15 protein-coding genes are annotated in these 15,468 nt (G+C 30.9%); 12 read left to right on the top strand and 3 right to left on the bottom strand.

Annotation, left to right across the window (positions count from 1 at the left end):
• Window positions 1-122: 122 nt before the first annotated feature.
• The 10 genes from HUE87_RS07630 to HUE87_RS07585 all read left to right on the top strand — a co-directional run bounded on the left by HUE87_RS07630 (window position 123) and on the right by HUE87_RS07585 (window position 11,847).
• The gene (locus HUE87_RS07630; RefSeq protein ID WP_194365606.1) at window positions 123-920 is read left to right on the top strand and encodes a biotin/lipoyl attachment domain-containing protein; all 798 of its coding nucleotides are present in this window, start codon (window positions 123-125) and stop codon (window positions 918-920) included.
• Window positions 913-2,649, top strand: a complete 1,737-nt coding sequence (locus HUE87_RS07625; protein WP_194365605.1) for a molybdopterin-dependent oxidoreductase — start codon at window positions 913-915, stop codon at window positions 2,647-2,649. Before HUE87_RS07630 ends, HUE87_RS07625 begins: the two co-directional genes overlap by 8 nt.
• Window positions 2,650-2,676: 27 nt before the next feature.
• Window positions 2,677-3,645 carry an ATP-binding cassette domain-containing protein gene (locus HUE87_RS07620; RefSeq protein ID WP_194365604.1) on the top strand — a complete coding sequence of 323 codons (969 nt, stop codon included), beginning with the start codon at window positions 2,677-2,679 and terminating at the stop codon, window positions 3,643-3,645.
• Complete coding sequence (locus HUE87_RS07615) at window positions 3,635-4,903, top strand: HlyD family secretion protein (protein ID WP_194365603.1); 1,269 nt, start codon at window positions 3,635-3,637, stop codon at window positions 4,901-4,903. The genes HUE87_RS07620 and HUE87_RS07615 overlap by 11 nt, the downstream gene beginning before the upstream one ends.
• Window positions 4,903-6,276, top strand: a complete 1,374-nt coding sequence (locus tag HUE87_RS07610) for a TolC family protein (protein WP_194365602.1) — start codon at window positions 4,903-4,905, stop codon at window positions 6,274-6,276. Before HUE87_RS07615 ends, HUE87_RS07610 begins: the two co-directional genes overlap by 1 nt.
• Window positions 6,277-6,310: 34 nt before the next feature.
• A complete protein-coding gene (locus tag HUE87_RS07605) occupies window positions 6,311-7,627 on the top strand; it encodes an MATE family efflux transporter (protein WP_194365601.1) in 1,317 nt (438 codons plus the stop codon).
• Between the two features lie 114 nt (window positions 7,628-7,741).
• Complete coding sequence (locus HUE87_RS07600) at window positions 7,742-8,923, top strand: acetylornithine/succinylornithine family transaminase (RefSeq protein ID WP_194365600.1); 1,182 nt, start codon at window positions 7,742-7,744, stop codon at window positions 8,921-8,923.
• Complete coding sequence (locus tag HUE87_RS07595; RefSeq protein WP_194365599.1) at window positions 8,880-10,088, top strand: TolC family protein; 1,209 nt, start codon at window positions 8,880-8,882, stop codon at window positions 10,086-10,088. Before HUE87_RS07600 ends, HUE87_RS07595 begins: the two co-directional genes overlap by 44 nt.
• Complete coding sequence (locus HUE87_RS07590) at window positions 10,078-11,067, top strand: SAM-dependent methyltransferase (RefSeq protein ID WP_194365598.1); 990 nt, start codon at window positions 10,078-10,080, stop codon at window positions 11,065-11,067. Before HUE87_RS07595 ends, HUE87_RS07590 begins: the two co-directional genes overlap by 11 nt.
• 489 nt (window positions 11,068-11,556) lie before the next feature.
• The gene (locus HUE87_RS07585; RefSeq protein WP_229855085.1) at window positions 11,557-11,847 is read left to right on the top strand and encodes a hypothetical protein; all 291 of its coding nucleotides are present in this window, start codon (window positions 11,557-11,559) and stop codon (window positions 11,845-11,847) included.
• Between the two features lie 191 nt (window positions 11,848-12,038).
• On the opposite strand, the gene HUE87_RS07580 is transcribed toward HUE87_RS07585, so the two are convergent.
• The 3 genes from HUE87_RS07580 to gatC are packed head-to-tail and all read right to left on the bottom strand — an operon-like array spanning window position 12,039 to window position 13,746.
• The gene (locus HUE87_RS07580) at window positions 12,039-13,115 is read right to left on the bottom strand and encodes a type IV pilus twitching motility protein PilT (RefSeq protein ID WP_194365597.1); all 1,077 of its coding nucleotides are present in this window, start codon (window positions 13,113-13,115) and stop codon (window positions 12,039-12,041) included.
• On the bottom strand, window positions 13,112-13,453 hold the full coding sequence (locus HUE87_RS07575; protein WP_194365596.1) for an arsenate reductase family protein: 342 nt from the start codon (window positions 13,451-13,453) through the stop codon (window positions 13,112-13,114). The genes HUE87_RS07580 and HUE87_RS07575 overlap by 4 nt, the downstream gene beginning before the upstream one ends.
• Window positions 13,454-13,455: 2 nt before the next feature.
• Entirely contained in the window at window positions 13,456-13,746 is a 291-nt protein-coding gene (gatC, locus tag HUE87_RS07570; protein WP_194365595.1) for an Asp-tRNA(Asn)/Glu-tRNA(Gln) amidotransferase subunit GatC, read from the bottom strand.
• 123 nt (window positions 13,747-13,869) lie between these two features.
• On the opposite strand from gatC, the gene HUE87_RS07565 reads away from it, so the two are divergent.
• Together HUE87_RS07565 and HUE87_RS07560 are read left to right on the top strand one after the other, a co-directional pair.
• Window positions 13,870-14,457, top strand: a complete 588-nt coding sequence (locus tag HUE87_RS07565; protein WP_194365594.1) for a hypothetical protein — start codon at window positions 13,870-13,872, stop codon at window positions 14,455-14,457.
• Between the two features lie 4 nt (window positions 14,458-14,461).
• Entirely contained in the window at window positions 14,462-15,457 is a 996-nt protein-coding gene (locus HUE87_RS07560) for a hypothetical protein (RefSeq protein ID WP_194365593.1), read from the top strand.
• Window positions 15,458-15,468: the final 11 nt, after the last annotated feature.

The following is a 15,468-nucleotide window of genomic DNA, read 5'->3' as shown; positions in this document are numbered from 1 at the left end:
AACACCCTTTTAATTATAGTACGTAAATAGTACCCTAAATTAAATGAAATATGCTTGAATGTTAATAATGAAATGGTAGAATGATAGTAATAAATTAGATAAGTTAGTTAAAGGCAATATAAGTGAAAATTTTAATAATTATGTTTCTAGTGTTTGATATTTTGTTTGCTAAAGTTTATTATGCAAAGGTTGAACCATTTGAGATAAGAAATATATCATCTAATGTATCTGGGCTTGTCTTGTATGCTAATGAAGCTCTTGTAGGCTCTAAATTGTCATCAAAGCCATATATAGTTATAGATGATGAACTAAATGTTAAAGAGTTGAATTATCTTGAAGATAAACTATGGTCTTTGAGAGAGATTATAAAAGTTAATGAAAGTATATTAAATAATCTTATTAAAATTTCAGATAAAAAAAGAGAAAATTATAACAAAGTTATATCTTTAAAATTTAAATCATCAGTTGATAAAGACAGAGAATTTTATGACTTAACAGCAAGTGAGAATCTTAATTTAAATACTCAAAAAGAGATAAACAATCTAAAAGTTCAAATAACAGATATTAAACTAAGAAAGGCTCAGCTTGAAAGAAGCATAAAAGATAAAAATTTAGGTGCTGATGGTTTTATTCTTTATGAGATGCTTGTTAAACCTGGTCAGGTTGTAGGCATTTCAACTCCTCTTGCAAAAGTAGCAGATACTTCAAAGGCAATACTTACTATATATCTTGATGAGCCAGATATTTTAAATGCAAAAGAAAAAATACTTTATATGGATGGTGAAAAAACTTCATACAAAATATCGAGACTTTTAAATATTGCAGACAGTAAAAATATATCAAAATATATGGCTCAAATTGTAATTAAACCTCCAGAACTATTCTCTAAGCTTGTTAAGGTTGAACTAAAAAGTGAGTAATATTACAGCATGTCCACTAGACTGCTATGATGCGTGTGAAGTTGAGTATAAAAATGAAAAGTTGAGTGGACTTAAAGATAGGCATACACATGGTTTTTTATGCTCACATCTAAACCACTATGGTAAATATGAAACTATTGTAACGCCTAGATATAAAGGCAAAGAGATAACTATTAATGAGGCACTATCTAAATTAAAAGAGATAATAGGTGCTTATCAAAAAGATGAAATTTTGCACTATCGGGGTAGTGGAAGTTTTGCTTTGATGCAAGAGGTTACAGACCACTTTTTCGCCTCTTTTGGGGCTATCTTAACAGATGGCAGTCTCTGTGATGGAGCTGGCGAAGCTGGTATAATTGAGGGTCGTGGAAGTAATAAGAATATGCCACTCTCAGAGATAGCTAAGTCAGATGTAGTTATTTTTTGGGGTAGAAATCCACATGTAACCTCTTCTCATCTCTTGCCACTTATAAAAGATAAAACTATTATTGTTATTGACCCTATAAAAACTAAAATAGCAAAAGTTGCTGACTTACATGTACAGATAAAGCCACATAGTGATTTATACTTAGCAATTCTCCTTAGCCGTTTTTTACATATTGAAGGTGGTTGTGATACTGAGTTTTTAGAAGAATTTGCAAGTGAATATGAAGATTACTATGAGTTGACACAAACTATAAGAATAAAAGCTACATTAGATAAAATTGATGTAACTCTTGGACAAATAGGCAAGATTTTAGAGCTTGTAAGGAAAAAAAAAGTTGCTATAGTTTGTGGAGTAGGTGTTCAAAAGTATAGTGATGGTGCAGATATTATGAGGGCTATAGACGCATTTGCAGTTATGCTTGGACTATTTGGCAAAGATGGATGCGGTGTTTCTTACCTAGGTAATTCAAAAGAGTGCATAACTTCACCATTTAACTCTAAAAGTAAAAAGGTCTCAAAAGTAAATACTGAGTTTAGCAATTTTAAAACTGTTTTTATCCAAGGAGCAAATCCTCTATCTCAAATGCCTGACTCACTGAGAGTAAAAGAGTCTATCGGAAAAGTGGAAAATATTGTTTATTTTGGGCTTTATGAAAATGAGACAAGCGAAGTTGCAGACTTAGTTATACCTGCTAAGAGTTTTTTACATAAGAGTGATATTAGAACATCATACTCGCACAATGTAATGAGTCTAATGCCTAAGGTTATAGATAGTGAAATCGGAATAAGTGAATATGATTTGAGTGCCTATCTTTGTGAAGAGTTTGACATAGAGATACAAGCAGAAGAGTTTTATATCAAACATTTTAAAAGTTTTGCTACTAAGAACTTAGATGGCTCTTTACATGTAGAAAATAGAGAAGAAATTCCATATAAAGATGGTTTTAACACTGATGATAGTGAGTTTGCATTTTTAGAAGAGTATGAAGCTAAAACAGCAGATGATAATAAATTCTATCTTATTACTCCAAAAAGCACAACAAGTCTTAACTCTCAGTTTAAGCGTGAAAAGAGTATCTACATCCACAGCTCATTAGGCTTTTATGAAGATGAAATAATTTCAGTAACTTCTACATGTGGAAGTCTTAAACTAAAAGTTAAATATAATAACGACCTTCGTACCGATTGTGTGCTTATTTATAGTGGAACTAAAGGGGTTAATAATCTTACAAGTTCACAACACTCCTTTGATGGCAAGTGTGCAATTTATCAAGAAAACATGGTAGAATTGGGTGGATATTAGAATTAATTTAATAATGGAAAAAAGTATATGGGAATTAAGAGTGCTGTTTTAGAAGGTTTTTTAAATACGATAAAGTCTGATAAAAGAAGTATGTATTATATACTTTATTATAGTTTATTGGAGAGTATATTAGCACTCTCCCTTCCATTGACATCGTCATTTATAATTAACAGTCTTATAGCACATGCCTCAATATCTGTAGTTGTTTTAGGTTCGATTATTTTATTTATTTTCATGTCTATAACTTTCTTGAAACTTATGCAAGAATATATAATAGAAAAGTTTGAGCAAAGGGTATTTGTTGATAAAGGCTTTGAGGTCGCTCAAAAAGCGTATGCTTTAAAAGAGAAAAATATTAGTACAAAATATCCTATAGACAAACTGATGAACTATTTTTTTGATATAACAACAATTCAAAAAATATTTCCTGTTTTTATCCTTAACGGAGCAGGGTTGATTATGCAAATTTTAGTAAGTTTAATACTACTTTTTATCTTTAGTGCCTTTTTGTTTTATGGCGCACTCGCGATTTTAGTTATTTACTTTACAATGCTTATTCTTCTAGGAAATAACGGGATTGATTACGCTATAAAACGTTCAGATATGAAGCATAATGCCATCTATTTTTTGCAAAAAATACCTACTACAACAGATTCAAAAGAAAAAACATTAGAAAAAGTTGATGAGATTATGGGTGGTTATGTAAATGCTAGAAAAAATCACTTTAAAGTTGTGTTCAAGCAATTGGCACTAAGTTACATTGTTCAGGGTGTAATCATAAGTAGCTTTTTCATTTTCGGAGGTTATTTGGTGATTAATGGAGAGTTGCCAGTTGGAGAATTTATTGCAGCAGAGATTCTTATTGTATCTTTGATTTATGCTTTGAATGGATTCATAAAACAGCTGGACTATATATATGATGGTATTGAAGGGTATTATAAAATAGGTAAATTATCTGCTTCTTTGGACATAGAGGAGAAAAATAGTGAAGTTTAAAGCATTTAAACAGACAGAACTGTCCCCTTTTGTTAGACAAGCTAGAATAACTACAACAGGCATTATTATAATCTTAATAGCTTTTCTTTTTCTTCCATGGCAACAAACTACAAAAGGAACAGGTACTCTTATTGCATACGAGCCATCACAACGAGAATATAATGTTTTGGCTCCGATATCTGGATTTATAAAAAAATATTATATAGAAGAGAACAAGTTTGTAATAAAAGGAGATTCTCTTTTTGATATGATAGATTTAGATGCACAATATTTAGAAAAAGTAAAATCTATTATTGATGATATTAAAGTTCAGCATAAAAATGTTCAAAGCAGTCTGGAAATTTCTCACGGGCGTAAACAAAATCTCTTTTCAAATTTAAAGACTAGTTTGGAAATATATAATAAAGAAATTATGCAAATTGAAGAGTTATTAAAAAGCTTAAATGGCAAAAAAATTTCACAAAAAAATAATTTTGAAATTGCAACTTCAAATTATGAGAGAGTGAAGCTTTTGCATTTAGAAGGTATTGAATCTAAAAGAACTTACGAAGTTGTAAAAAATGAGTATATAAAAGAGGGTGTTATATTTGATAATATTACAATAGATATAGAAATAAAAACTAAAAGTCTTGAGATTAGAAAAAAAAAGAAAGAGCGTTTTATTAAAGAGCAAGAGAATGATATCAAGCTTTTAGAAAACAGTATAATTTCTTCTGAAAATAAATTAAAATATTTTGAGCAAGAGATTAAAAAAATATCAATTGACCTTTCACGAAACAATACCTCTAAGGTAGTCGCATCGAAAGATGGCTACCCTTTGAGAATATTGAAAAATGATACTAATCTTTATGTGAAAAAAGGGGAGCCTGTTGTTCATTTTGCACCTCAAGCTAATAAAAGAGCTCTGCTTCTTAAAGTAAGACTGCTTGACATGCCATTAATCAAGAAAGGTTTACAGGTAAGAGTGCAGTTTCACGGTTGGCCATCTCTGCAGGTCTCTGGTTGGCCAAAAATTAAGTTTGGTACTTTTGGTGGAGTTGTAGATAAAATCGATTATATTGCACATGAAAAAGGTGTTTTTTATGCTTATATTGTAGAAGATCCATTAGAGCCATGGCCAAGTTCTGAAGTATTAAAAATAGGAACAGAGGCAACCGGATGGGTAAGATTGTCTACTGTTTCTATAGGTTATGAGATGTGGAGAATGCATAATGCACAACCTCCAATTATGATTAATAATGGCGAGAATTATAAGTAATGTTTCGTATAATTTTCATATTTACATGTATTGGATTTAAATCTGTTTTTTCACAAGAGTTATTTGAGGTAGATTCAATTGGGCAATATTTGACAAAGGATAACCCGTACGTATATGTTTCTTTGGGAAAAAAGTATGTATATGAAGAAAAATTAAACTATGCTTTAGGAGATTATGATACTAAGGCTGTTGCAAAATATGAGGAGAAAGAGTATCCTGTAACTTATGGTAAATACTACACTCTTGGCTTAGAAAAACCATTGGAAAATGGGGTTGACATGAGTGTTTCATATAGGTATGCTGAAGGAACGCAGGAGTATAACAATATAAAAACATCCGAGGATGGAGAAGTTCTTTTAGGTGTAAAAGTTCCTGTTATAAGTGTTTTAAATCAGATAGATAAACGTAGATTAGATGTTGGACTAGCATCTATTGATGTGTCAAAAACAGATTTTCAATACAAAGAGAGTATGAGAAATCTTTATTATGAAATTATGACAAATTACTATAGACTCCTCTATACAAAGAGTTTGCTTGATGTATCAAAAGAGCTGCTTTTAAAAGTGGAAAAAAGATATACTTTTTTAGAGCAAAGGGTTAAAAAAGGTCTTCTCTCTGAAATGCAATTGATTGAAGTAAAGCAACAGGTAATAAACAGAGAACAGATAGTACTGTCGGCATGTGTAAAATATGATAATCAGTTTTTGAATTTTTTAAAATTTTTAAATATATCAAAAGAAGATTTTGATGAAAAATATATGTTGCCTGATTTGCCAATATTAGAAACAACTAACATTAATTTTACAGAAGCTATGAAGATAGCTATGGAAAATAGATATGATTTTAAGATGTTTAACAATGAAATTAAGAAACTTGTTTTAAGTAAAAAATATATAGAGCTTTTAAAATATCCAGATTTAAATGTAGGTTTATACGGTGTTTATGACCTTAAAAATGATTCAGATTCTTATGATCAAATGGGTTATAAAGTGAGCGTTAACATGACTTTCCCAATTGAACAGAGAAAGTACAGTGCAAATAAACTGAAAAATAAGCATAATGCTGCTCTTTTGTATGCTAACAAAAATAAGCTATTGCTTGTTTTAAGTACTAATTTAAAAAATATTATTACCTCTTTGTATGCTTTGGAAAAAAATATATTAAACTCTATCAACGAGGTAGAGCTTATAAAGAAACTTGAAAATTTAGAGAGAAGAAAATATGAGTTAGGTTCGAGCACTCTATTTATACTCAATCAAAGAGAGATACAGACAATTGAGACACAAAATAAACTATTAAAATATAAACTTGATTATTTACTGCTTCATCAACAATATACAAAAGAGGTTAACTTATATCCTATAGGTAGTTAAATACAAAATAATTAATTATAAAAAAGAAGTTAAAATGCATATAGACCTATCTCAAGGTGTTATTAAACAACATATTTTGAAACTTGCACTACCGGCTGTTGTAGGATATCTTTTCCACACAATATTTAATGTTACAGATACATTTTTTGCTGGAATAATTTCCACACAAGCTCTTGCAGCACTCTCTTTATCGGCTTCTGTATTCTTCATGGTGTTAGCAATAGCTATCGGCATGAGTGAAGCGGTTACTTCATTGGTTGGAAATGCTTTAGGAGAGAAAGATATGCCTAAAGCACAAAATATTGCGCTTAACTCTATAGCTTTTGCGCTGTTGCTATCTATACTTTTGAGTTTATTGGGTGTACTCAGTGTTCCGTATTTTGTTGAGGCTTTGAGTGACCCATCATATTATGTAGAAACAATTGAGTATATAAATCTTATTTTGTATGGAGCTCTTTTTTTTATAGGAGCTTTCTTTTTTAATTCGATTCTAAATGCTACCGGTGATACAAAGTCATTTAGAAATATACTAATTGTAACCGCTTTTTTAAATATATTATTAAACTATATATTCATAAAACACTTTAATATGGGAGTTGCTGGCATAGCATTAGCAACAGTCATTTCTGAAGCAATTACTATGTTTTATCTGTTTTATATGGTAAGAAAAACTACTCTATGGTGTGGATTTAAAGCTTTTAGATATGATAAAATAATAATGATTGAGCTTATTAAGCAGGGTTTTCCACCAAGTGTGAACATGTTTATGATGGCATTTGGCATGTATGTTATCACTTATTTTGTAGCGCCATTTGGCAAGGAAGCAGTTGCCGCATTTGGTATTGGAATGAGAATAGAGCAAATTTTTCTTATGCCAGTAATAGGACTCAATATTGCCACACTTGCAATTATCTCTCAAAACAACGGTGCTAGAACTTATGAACGAATATCTCCAACTGTAAAGATAGCTGTAAGCTATGGATGGGTTATGAGTACAGTAGGTGTTGTCTCTTTTTTACTTTTTGCAGAGTATTTTGCTTCACTTCTTACATCAGATTATGAAGTTATAAAACAGACAGCACTATATCTACGTATTTCTGGACTTGCTTCTTATGGCTTTGTAGTTATATTTATTTATATAGCAATGCTTCAAGGGATATCAAAACCATATGCTATTTTTCCTGTTAGCGTCTTTAGACAGGTTATTGCACCTATAATTGTATTTACAATTTTATCATCTTTAGGACTTGGTATATTTGCCATGTGGGTAGGACTAGATATAATTATTTTCTCATCAGCACTATTTTTATGGTGGTATGGAGAAAAAAAATTGAAGAATTTACTTACTTGACATTGTGCTTTTCTTCTTATTTAAACTGGCAGAAGTTTATATAATTGTGCTATTATATTGTTATAAATTAAATAATAAAAATATGTGTATATTTAAGAATATAGAGGTGAGAAGATGGATACAGTTGAGTTAGATAAAAAATATGTTTTACCTACATATGCAAGGGCTGATGTAGAGTTTGTAAGTGGAAAAAATGCAAGATTAGTTGACTCTAACGGCAAAAAATATATTGATTTTACTTCAGGCATTGGAGTTGTGAGTGTTGGGCATGCGAACGAGAGAGTTAACAGTGCTATATGTAAGCAACTTTCAAATATTACACACATGTCAAATCTATATTATACAGCACCTCAAGCTCTTGCAGCACAAAAGATAGTTGAAGCAAGTGGCTACGATATGATGTGTTTTTTTGGAAATAGTGGTGCTGAGGCAAACGAGGGTGCTATTAAAATAGCTAGAAAGTTTGGTGAGAGAGACGGGGAGATAAAAAGATATAAAATAATTACTCTTCAACACTCATTTCACGGTCGAACTATTACAACAGTAAAAGCAACAGGTCAAGAGTCAATGCACAACTATTTTGGGCCATTTCCTGATGGTTTTGTTTATGCTGACAATATAGCTCAGGTTGAGAGTTTACTTGATGACCATACATGTGCTGTAATGATAGAACTTGTTCAAGGCGAGGGTGGAGTTCAACCACAAAATAAAGAGGAAGTTCAGTCCTTGGAAAAACTTCTGAAGTCTAAAAATATTTTACTTATCGTTGATGAAGTACAGACGGGGGCATATAGAACTGGTGAGTTCTTAGCTTCAAATGTTTATGAAATCACACCAGACATTGTGACTTTAGCAAAAGGTGTTGGCGGTGGAGTTCCAATAGGTGTTGTCATGACAGGTTTAAAAGAAGTTTTTACATATGGAGACCATGGCTCTACTTTTGGTGGAAACTTTTTAAGCGCAACTGCTGCATGCGAAGTTATTGATATCTTAAGTGAGTATAAAAAAAGCGGGGATTTAGAGATTACTTCTATATTCTTTAATCAAGCACTTGAAAAATTTTACTCCGAAAATAAAAATTTGTTTACTTCAAAAGTCGGAATAGGGATGATGTGTGGTCTTCGGGTAAAAGATGCTGATACATTAGGTAAGATAATACAAAGTGCAAAAGAAAATGGTGTTATGGTTTTAAAAGCCGGAAAAAATACTTTAAGATTTTTACCACCGCTAACAATTACAAAAGAGGAAATTGATGAAGGTTTTAAATCTCTTAATCGCGCTATCAGTTCTATGTAACAGTTCTCTTTTAGCGGACGAGAAGAAGCTAGAAGAGTATATATCTGATAATAAAAAAGTGCAGTTTGATTATGATTATAAGAAAAATGAGGTACAAAGCTCTAAACTTCGTGACTCTTGGATAGCTCCTTTAAATCTAAACTATAGCTATTCTAAAAGTAATCCTTATGATAACGAGCAAACACAAGAAAAAGCTGGACTTTCGATGGATCAGGCAATTTTTCAAAGTGGTGGAATTTACTATGGAATTAAGTTTGCAGAGGCATCTAGAATATATTCAAATTACTCTATTGATGTTGCAAAAAGAAAATTAGCCAAAGATGCAGTATCACTTTTAATGCAGATTCAGCAGATTGATTTAAAAGAGAGTAAGCAAAATATTGTAATAAAAAATTCTGAAATAAATCTTGCACAAAAAAAAGAGGACTATCTAAATGGACAACTTGATTCTGGATTTTTAGATAATGCTATTATTGAGAGAAATATTGCTATACAGTCACTTTATGATATACAAACCAACAAAGAGAGAATTATTTCAAAATTTAATGCTATTAGTGATATGAACTATTTGGATGCATATATTCCAGACTTAAAACTTTTAAGTTTAGAGCAGTTTTTAGAGTACAACATAATTTTAAATATGTCCAATAGTGAGATAGAAAAAAATAGATATTCTAAAAATGTAACAGTAGCAAAATATCTTCCTAAAGTTAGTTTGACAGCAGGCTATACTTGGCAATCAAGTTCAGTCTTTGGGACAAATACTACAACTCCTGCAACAGACTATTATAACTATGGAGTTAAAGCGTATATGCCATTGGATATTAACACTTTTAAAGATATAGAAGCCGCAAGAGTTGATTACTTAAAGTCTAAAGTTGTTATTGAAGATAGAAGAAGAGAATTGAAAGCGATTTTTGAACAAGTTATGCAAAACATAGAAAATTTTGAGAAGAAAAAACAACTTAGTTTAGAGAATAAAGATATTTACATTAGATTGCTCTCACAAACTAATGAGCTACATGTAGCAGGATATAAGACATTGTATGATGTAGAACTTTTACAAAACTCTGTAAATATTCAAGAAACTGACATTAAAATATTTGAACTAGATAAACAGCTTGAGCTTTTAACACTTTATGAGATGTATAAAAATGAAATTTAGTGAGTATATGGCCGAGTGGCTTTATGGAGAATATGGTTATTACACAACTTATAAAAATATAGGCAAAAGTGGTGATTTTTATACGGCAGTAAGTACAAGTAAATTTTTTGGTGGAACCATAGCTAAACACATCATTTCATTGGTTGATGAGGGCTTCTTATCTGAGAATGGCACAGTTTGTGAGATAGGGGCTCATCATGGCTACTTTTTAGCTGATGTAATAGAGTTTATTTATACTCTCAGACCAAAACTATTATCTACATTGAAATTTGTTATTATCGAGCGTTTTGATGACCTGCAGGAGTTTCAAAAGAGTTACTTTGAAGAGTCATTCGGAGATGTTGTTTCACTTACTCACTATAAATCTTTAAGTGAATTAGAGTGTGAAAATGCTTTTTTTATTGCAAATGAGATATTTGATGCTTTCCCTTGTGAGCTTTACTATAAAGGCAAAACTGCTAGAGTAGATGGACATAATATAGAGTTTGATGAAGGTAATGAGTGGGTAAAGTCTAAGGCTGAAAAATATCATAAAGACAGAGGTGAAATAGCAGTTGGTTATGAGGAGTTCGCTAAAGAGATGGCTTCTACATGTAACAAATTTGAATTTATGACATTTGACTATGGAGAGATGTCCGCACGACCAGATTTTTCACTTAGAGTTTACGCTAAACATGAAGTTATTCCATTTTTTAATGAAAATATAAAAAGAGATGAACTATTTGCAAAGTCAGATATAACTTATGATGTTACATTCGCACATGTTAAAGATGCTTACGAAGATGCTGGTGTAGAATTTGTAGAAATAAAAGCTCAAATGGTAGCACTAGTAGATATGGGTATTTTAGAGCTTCTAGAGATGTTAGAGGCAAACGTGGAAGAAAAAATATACAGACAAGAGTTGGAAAAAGCAAAAATGCTTATATTACCAAACTTTTTAGGCGAGCGTTTTAAAATGGTAAGGTTTAGAAAAAACTAAAACTTCTTAAAATGCCTTACTACTTCTTGTTTAATGGCTTAAAGGCATTTTATAATCTTAACAATGCTACATAAATTATAAATCTTGTTAAAATATGTCTTAATTCAGGCCATCATAACCTTCGTTTATCTTCTAAGTACCGTAATATTAAAAAAAAGATGTAATGTTAGAGCTTCAAATAAGTAGATGTTAATTGAATAAATAATCAGAATCATTCCATAGGTTTATTCCCATTATTACGTATTCTATAAATAGTTTTTGGTGCCCATTTCCTTCATTATATTTCCAAGTATAATTGAGTAGATTATAATATTATTAAATCTAATATATAAAATCTAATGATTTCTACTTTATTTTGCTGTTACCCAGAAATTATATATAAATTATGAAAATAATTTCAGCCTTATATGGTAAAATATTATGATAAGCCATTCGGAGGAATTCATTTATTGATTACCGTTTGAGTGAAATATATATTCAGGAGAAAATATGTCTAAAAAGATATTGGCAGTAGCTACAATAAGATTACCGAATACGAAAAGTGGAGAGATAAGTGTCGCGCATATTGAAAAGCCATACGGTGAGTTTAGCAGTCCGGTAGTAAGTTTAGGAATCTCAAGGGAAGGGGATGAGGATGTCGACTGGAAGGTTCATTTACCTTACGATAAACTTGATGAAGTCATTAAGGCCCTTCAGGAGGCACGTAATATGAGTGAAACAATACCTCGTAATGATAAACATTACCTTGACCTTGACGCTGATACAGGTGGCGGAGCTTGAGTCAGTCTTAAGCAATTTTTTATATAAACGAATAAGCTATTGTTATTAGTTTCTAATAATAATAGCAATATAGCACTTAGGAGTTGGAATATAACAGAGAGTATCTTGAAAAGTATATTCTGTTGTCGTATCAAAATGATATTGTCTAGCGGTAAGGCTTAGAAAAAATTAAACTCTACATGTTATATAATTTATAAATTTTCTATTATTTTACTAAGCTCTTCAGGTCTGTTAGAACTTGCCATAGCAGTCTCTTTTGATATAAGTCGTTTTTGCAAATAATCCACAAGTTGATCAGACTGAGTAGTCATTTTGGTCTCATTCTGATTTAGTTGCATTTGAGAGTATAGTTGGTGAACTTTGTCTTCTCGTATTAAATTTTGAATAGCTGGATTCGTTATAAGAACTTCCTGTGTAGCTATTACGCCTCCGCCAGTTCTCGGCATAAGAGACTGAGAAACTACAGCAATTAGTGAAGATGATAGCTGTGCTCTTATCTGTGCCTGCTCCGCTGCATCAAATACATCAATAATACGGTTAACTGTTGCTGGTGCAGAGTTTGTATGAAGCGTCCCAAATACTATGTGACCCGTTTCAGCTGCTGTTAGTGCAGCTCCAATAGTCTCTTTATCTCTCATCTCTCCGATTAATATTACATCCGGATCTTGTCTTAGTGCATATTTCAGAGCAGTTGCAAATGATTTTGTGTTTTCACCAACCTCTCTTTGAGAAAATAGTGATTTTATGTTTTTATGAACAAACTCAACTGGGTCTTCTATGGTTATAATGTGCTTGTTTGATGTTATATTTATCTCATGCAACATTGAAGCTAATGTAGTTGATTTACCGCTACCTGTTGGCCCTGTTACTAAAATAAGGCCTTTTTCTTTTTTTATCAACTCTTTAAATATTGGGTTATTATTAAACTTTTCAAGTGGTGGTATTTCTATTGGAATCATACGAAAGGCACAGGCAATACCTTCAATAGTACGGTAATAATTTACACGAAAACGACCAATCTCATCAAGCTCAAAAGAGAAGTCAAGTTCATTATTTTCTTCGAACTCTTTCTTTTGCTTATCTTCAATAAGAGAGTATGCCATCTCTTCCACTTGTTTTGCAGTTAAAATTGGAAGATTCAGCGGTTTTAATGCCTTGTCTATTCTAATTTGAGGCTCACTTCCTGGAACGAGGTGTAAATCTGAAGAATTAAAGTGTAAAACACTTTTTAGTAGTTTCTTTATGTCTATAGTTTTTTCTTCACTCATAACAATTCCTTTATATATTCAGTTTCATTATATCCAACTAGAACTTTGTTATTAAACTCTATAACAGGTCGTTTTATTAGAAGGTTTTCTTTGCAGAGTAACTCTGTTTTTGCGTTATCATCTGGATCTAATTCTTTTAAATTAAGTGTTCTATACGTTGTACTTCTTGAATTAAACAGTGTTTTCATTTCTACATGTAAGAGCCAATCAGATATCTTTTCATATCCAACCTTGTCTGTTTTAAAATCTTGCAGTTCATATTTTAAATTATGTTTTTTAAAAAATGAGAGTGCTTTTTTTACACTATCACAGTTTTTAATCCCATAAATTTTTATCATAACTACTCTATTATTTTAGGAACAATAAAAAAATGATCCCCACTTAAAGGTGCGTTTTTAAGTATATCATCATTTATCTTGTTGTTACAATATGGAGAATCTTCTCTAAGCATTGTTGCTTCGTCATTCATGGCAAATTTAGAATCAACACCATCAGTATTTAATTCACTTAGGTTGTCAACAAAACTTACGATTTCAGATAGTTGACTTATAATCTCATCTCTTTTATCGTCTGAAACTTTTAAAAAAGACAGTTTTTCCAATTTTGTTAATAGTGCGTCATCTACTTGCATGTAAATCCTATATATTAATTTACATGATTGTAACAAAAAAAATCTATCTATTTGATGAAACTTTAACAAACTATGCGATATTATTTTGAACTTTTTAAAATTATATGAAATAAAGGAACATTTTTGAGCTTAAAAGAGAATATTAATATGGTAAAAGAGGAGCTAAATTCAGAAGAGAAGTTTTTTGAAAAAGCTGTTATAACTGAAAGATTTGTTAAAAAATATAAAAACCTTATGATAACAACAGTAGTTGCTGTTATTGCAGTTGTTGGCGCAAATATAGCTTATAATGCAAATGAGCAGAGTAAAATAACAGCTGCGAATGTTGCGCTAATTAAGCTTCAAGAAGATGCTGGTAACTCGGACGCTCTTAATGAATTAAAGTCTTTAAGCCCTAACTTGTATGATGTTTGGATATTTTCAAAAGCAGTAGTAGATAAAGATTTAGAAGCAATTAAAAAACTTAAAAATTCAAAAGCTTTAATAATAAGTGATTTAGTGAAGTATGAATTAGCTAATGATGCTGACTCATTAAATGAATATGCTTCAAAACAAGATGCAATTTTTAGAGATTTAGCACTTCTTCAAAGTGCTGTTATCCTTCTAAATACAAATAAAATAGAAGAAGCTCATAATAAACTCTTGAAAATATCACAAGAGTCTTCATTGAGTAATTTGGCAAAAGCCCTTCTACACTACGGGGTAAAGTAATATTTTGAAACTTTTATTATTCTTTTTAATATCATCAGTAGCTATTTTCTTTAGTGCATGCAGCTCTAAAGAAGTATATGAACCTGAAATTGTTGTAGATAGCTGGGCCAAGGCTGGGAGTAGTGACGTAACGATAGAAAATATTGCGCCCGATGCTGCGCTTGTTCAAGATAGAAAAGTATTAGTTGATGGCAAAGTATTAAATATAACAATTTCTGAAAATTATAAATTACTTGGATACAGTGATGGTTGGGTTATAAGTTCAAATATTGATGGAAATTTAACACTGCAGTCAATTGAAAACAGTGCTACAATTGAAAACTTTGATCTTAAAAAAACTATTGCTACTGCAAGTATTAAAGATGATATATTGGCAGTTTTATTTATAGATAATGAGATTGCTCTTTACTCTATATCTAAAAAATCTATACTTTTAAAAGAACAAGGTGACTCTGCTGTAGTTGTAAACTCTAAAATTGTTAAACCATATTTTCAAGATGATTTAATTCTATTTTCAACTCTTGATGGAAAAGTTGTAATTATAAATTCAAAACTCAAAAAGAAACTAAGAACTATAATTGTAAGTAGTGAAAATTATTTTAATAATATTATCTATTTTAACTTAGTTGAAAACAAAATTATAGCTGCTACCGGACATAAAATACTCTCTTTTTCAAATAAAGAGATTAGATCAAAATATGATATCAGAAGTGTTGTAGATGATGGTGAAACTATTTTTTTAAATACAAAGCAGGGTGAAGTGGTTGCTTTAACGCCTGATCTTAAAGAAAATGCAAAGGTTAAATTTCCTTTTGCCCATTTTCTTGGGATGATTACTACCTCTGAAAAGTTATATGTATTAGAAAAAGCTGGGTATATTATTGAGATGAGTAAAGATTTATTGGAATATAAAGTCTATGATGTAGATGTAGATGACGGATATATATTTATTAATGATAAGATATTTTATATTGTTGATGAGTATATTTCTGTAGAGTAGTTATAGCCTTA

Source organism: Candidatus Sulfurimonas marisnigri (genome assembly GCF_015265475.1).
Classification (GTDB): domain Bacteria; phylum Campylobacterota; class Campylobacteria; order Campylobacterales; family Sulfurimonadaceae; genus Sulfurimonas; species Sulfurimonas marisnigri.
Note: the sequence above shows the minus strand (reverse complement) of the source record. Positions and strands in the feature narration are given on the sequence as shown.

Excerpts from the sequence above, each read along its gene's own strand:
- HUE87_RS07575 (WP_194365596.1), bottom strand. The coding sequence starts at position 13,453 with ATGATAAAAATTTATGGGATTAAAAACTGTGATAGTGTAAAAAAAGCA.
- HUE87_RS07610 (WP_194365602.1), top strand. The coding sequence starts at position 4,903 with ATGTTTCGTATAATTTTCATATTTACATGTATTGGATTTAAATCTGTT.
- HUE87_RS07590 (WP_194365598.1), top strand. The coding sequence starts at position 10,078 with ATGAAATTTAGTGAGTATATGGCCGAGTGGCTTTATGGAGAATATGGT.
- HUE87_RS07600 (WP_194365600.1), top strand. The coding sequence starts at position 7,742 with ATGGATACAGTTGAGTTAGATAAAAAATATGTTTTACCTACATATGCA.
- gatC (WP_194365595.1), bottom strand. The coding sequence starts at position 13,746 with ATGCAAGTAGATGACGCACTATTAACAAAATTGGAAAAACTGTCTTTT.
- HUE87_RS07595 (WP_194365599.1), top strand. The coding sequence starts at position 8,880 with ATGAAGGTTTTAAATCTCTTAATCGCGCTATCAGTTCTATGTAACAGT.
- HUE87_RS07580 (WP_194365597.1), bottom strand. The coding sequence starts at position 13,115 with ATGAGTGAAGAAAAAACTATAGACATAAAGAAACTACTAAAAAGTGTT.
- HUE87_RS07605 (WP_194365601.1), top strand. The coding sequence starts at position 6,311 with ATGCATATAGACCTATCTCAAGGTGTTATTAAACAACATATTTTGAAA.
- HUE87_RS07620 (WP_194365604.1), top strand. The coding sequence starts at position 2,677 with ATGGGAATTAAGAGTGCTGTTTTAGAAGGTTTTTTAAATACGATAAAG.
- HUE87_RS07585 (WP_229855085.1), top strand. The coding sequence starts at position 11,557 with ATGTCTAAAAAGATATTGGCAGTAGCTACAATAAGATTACCGAATACG.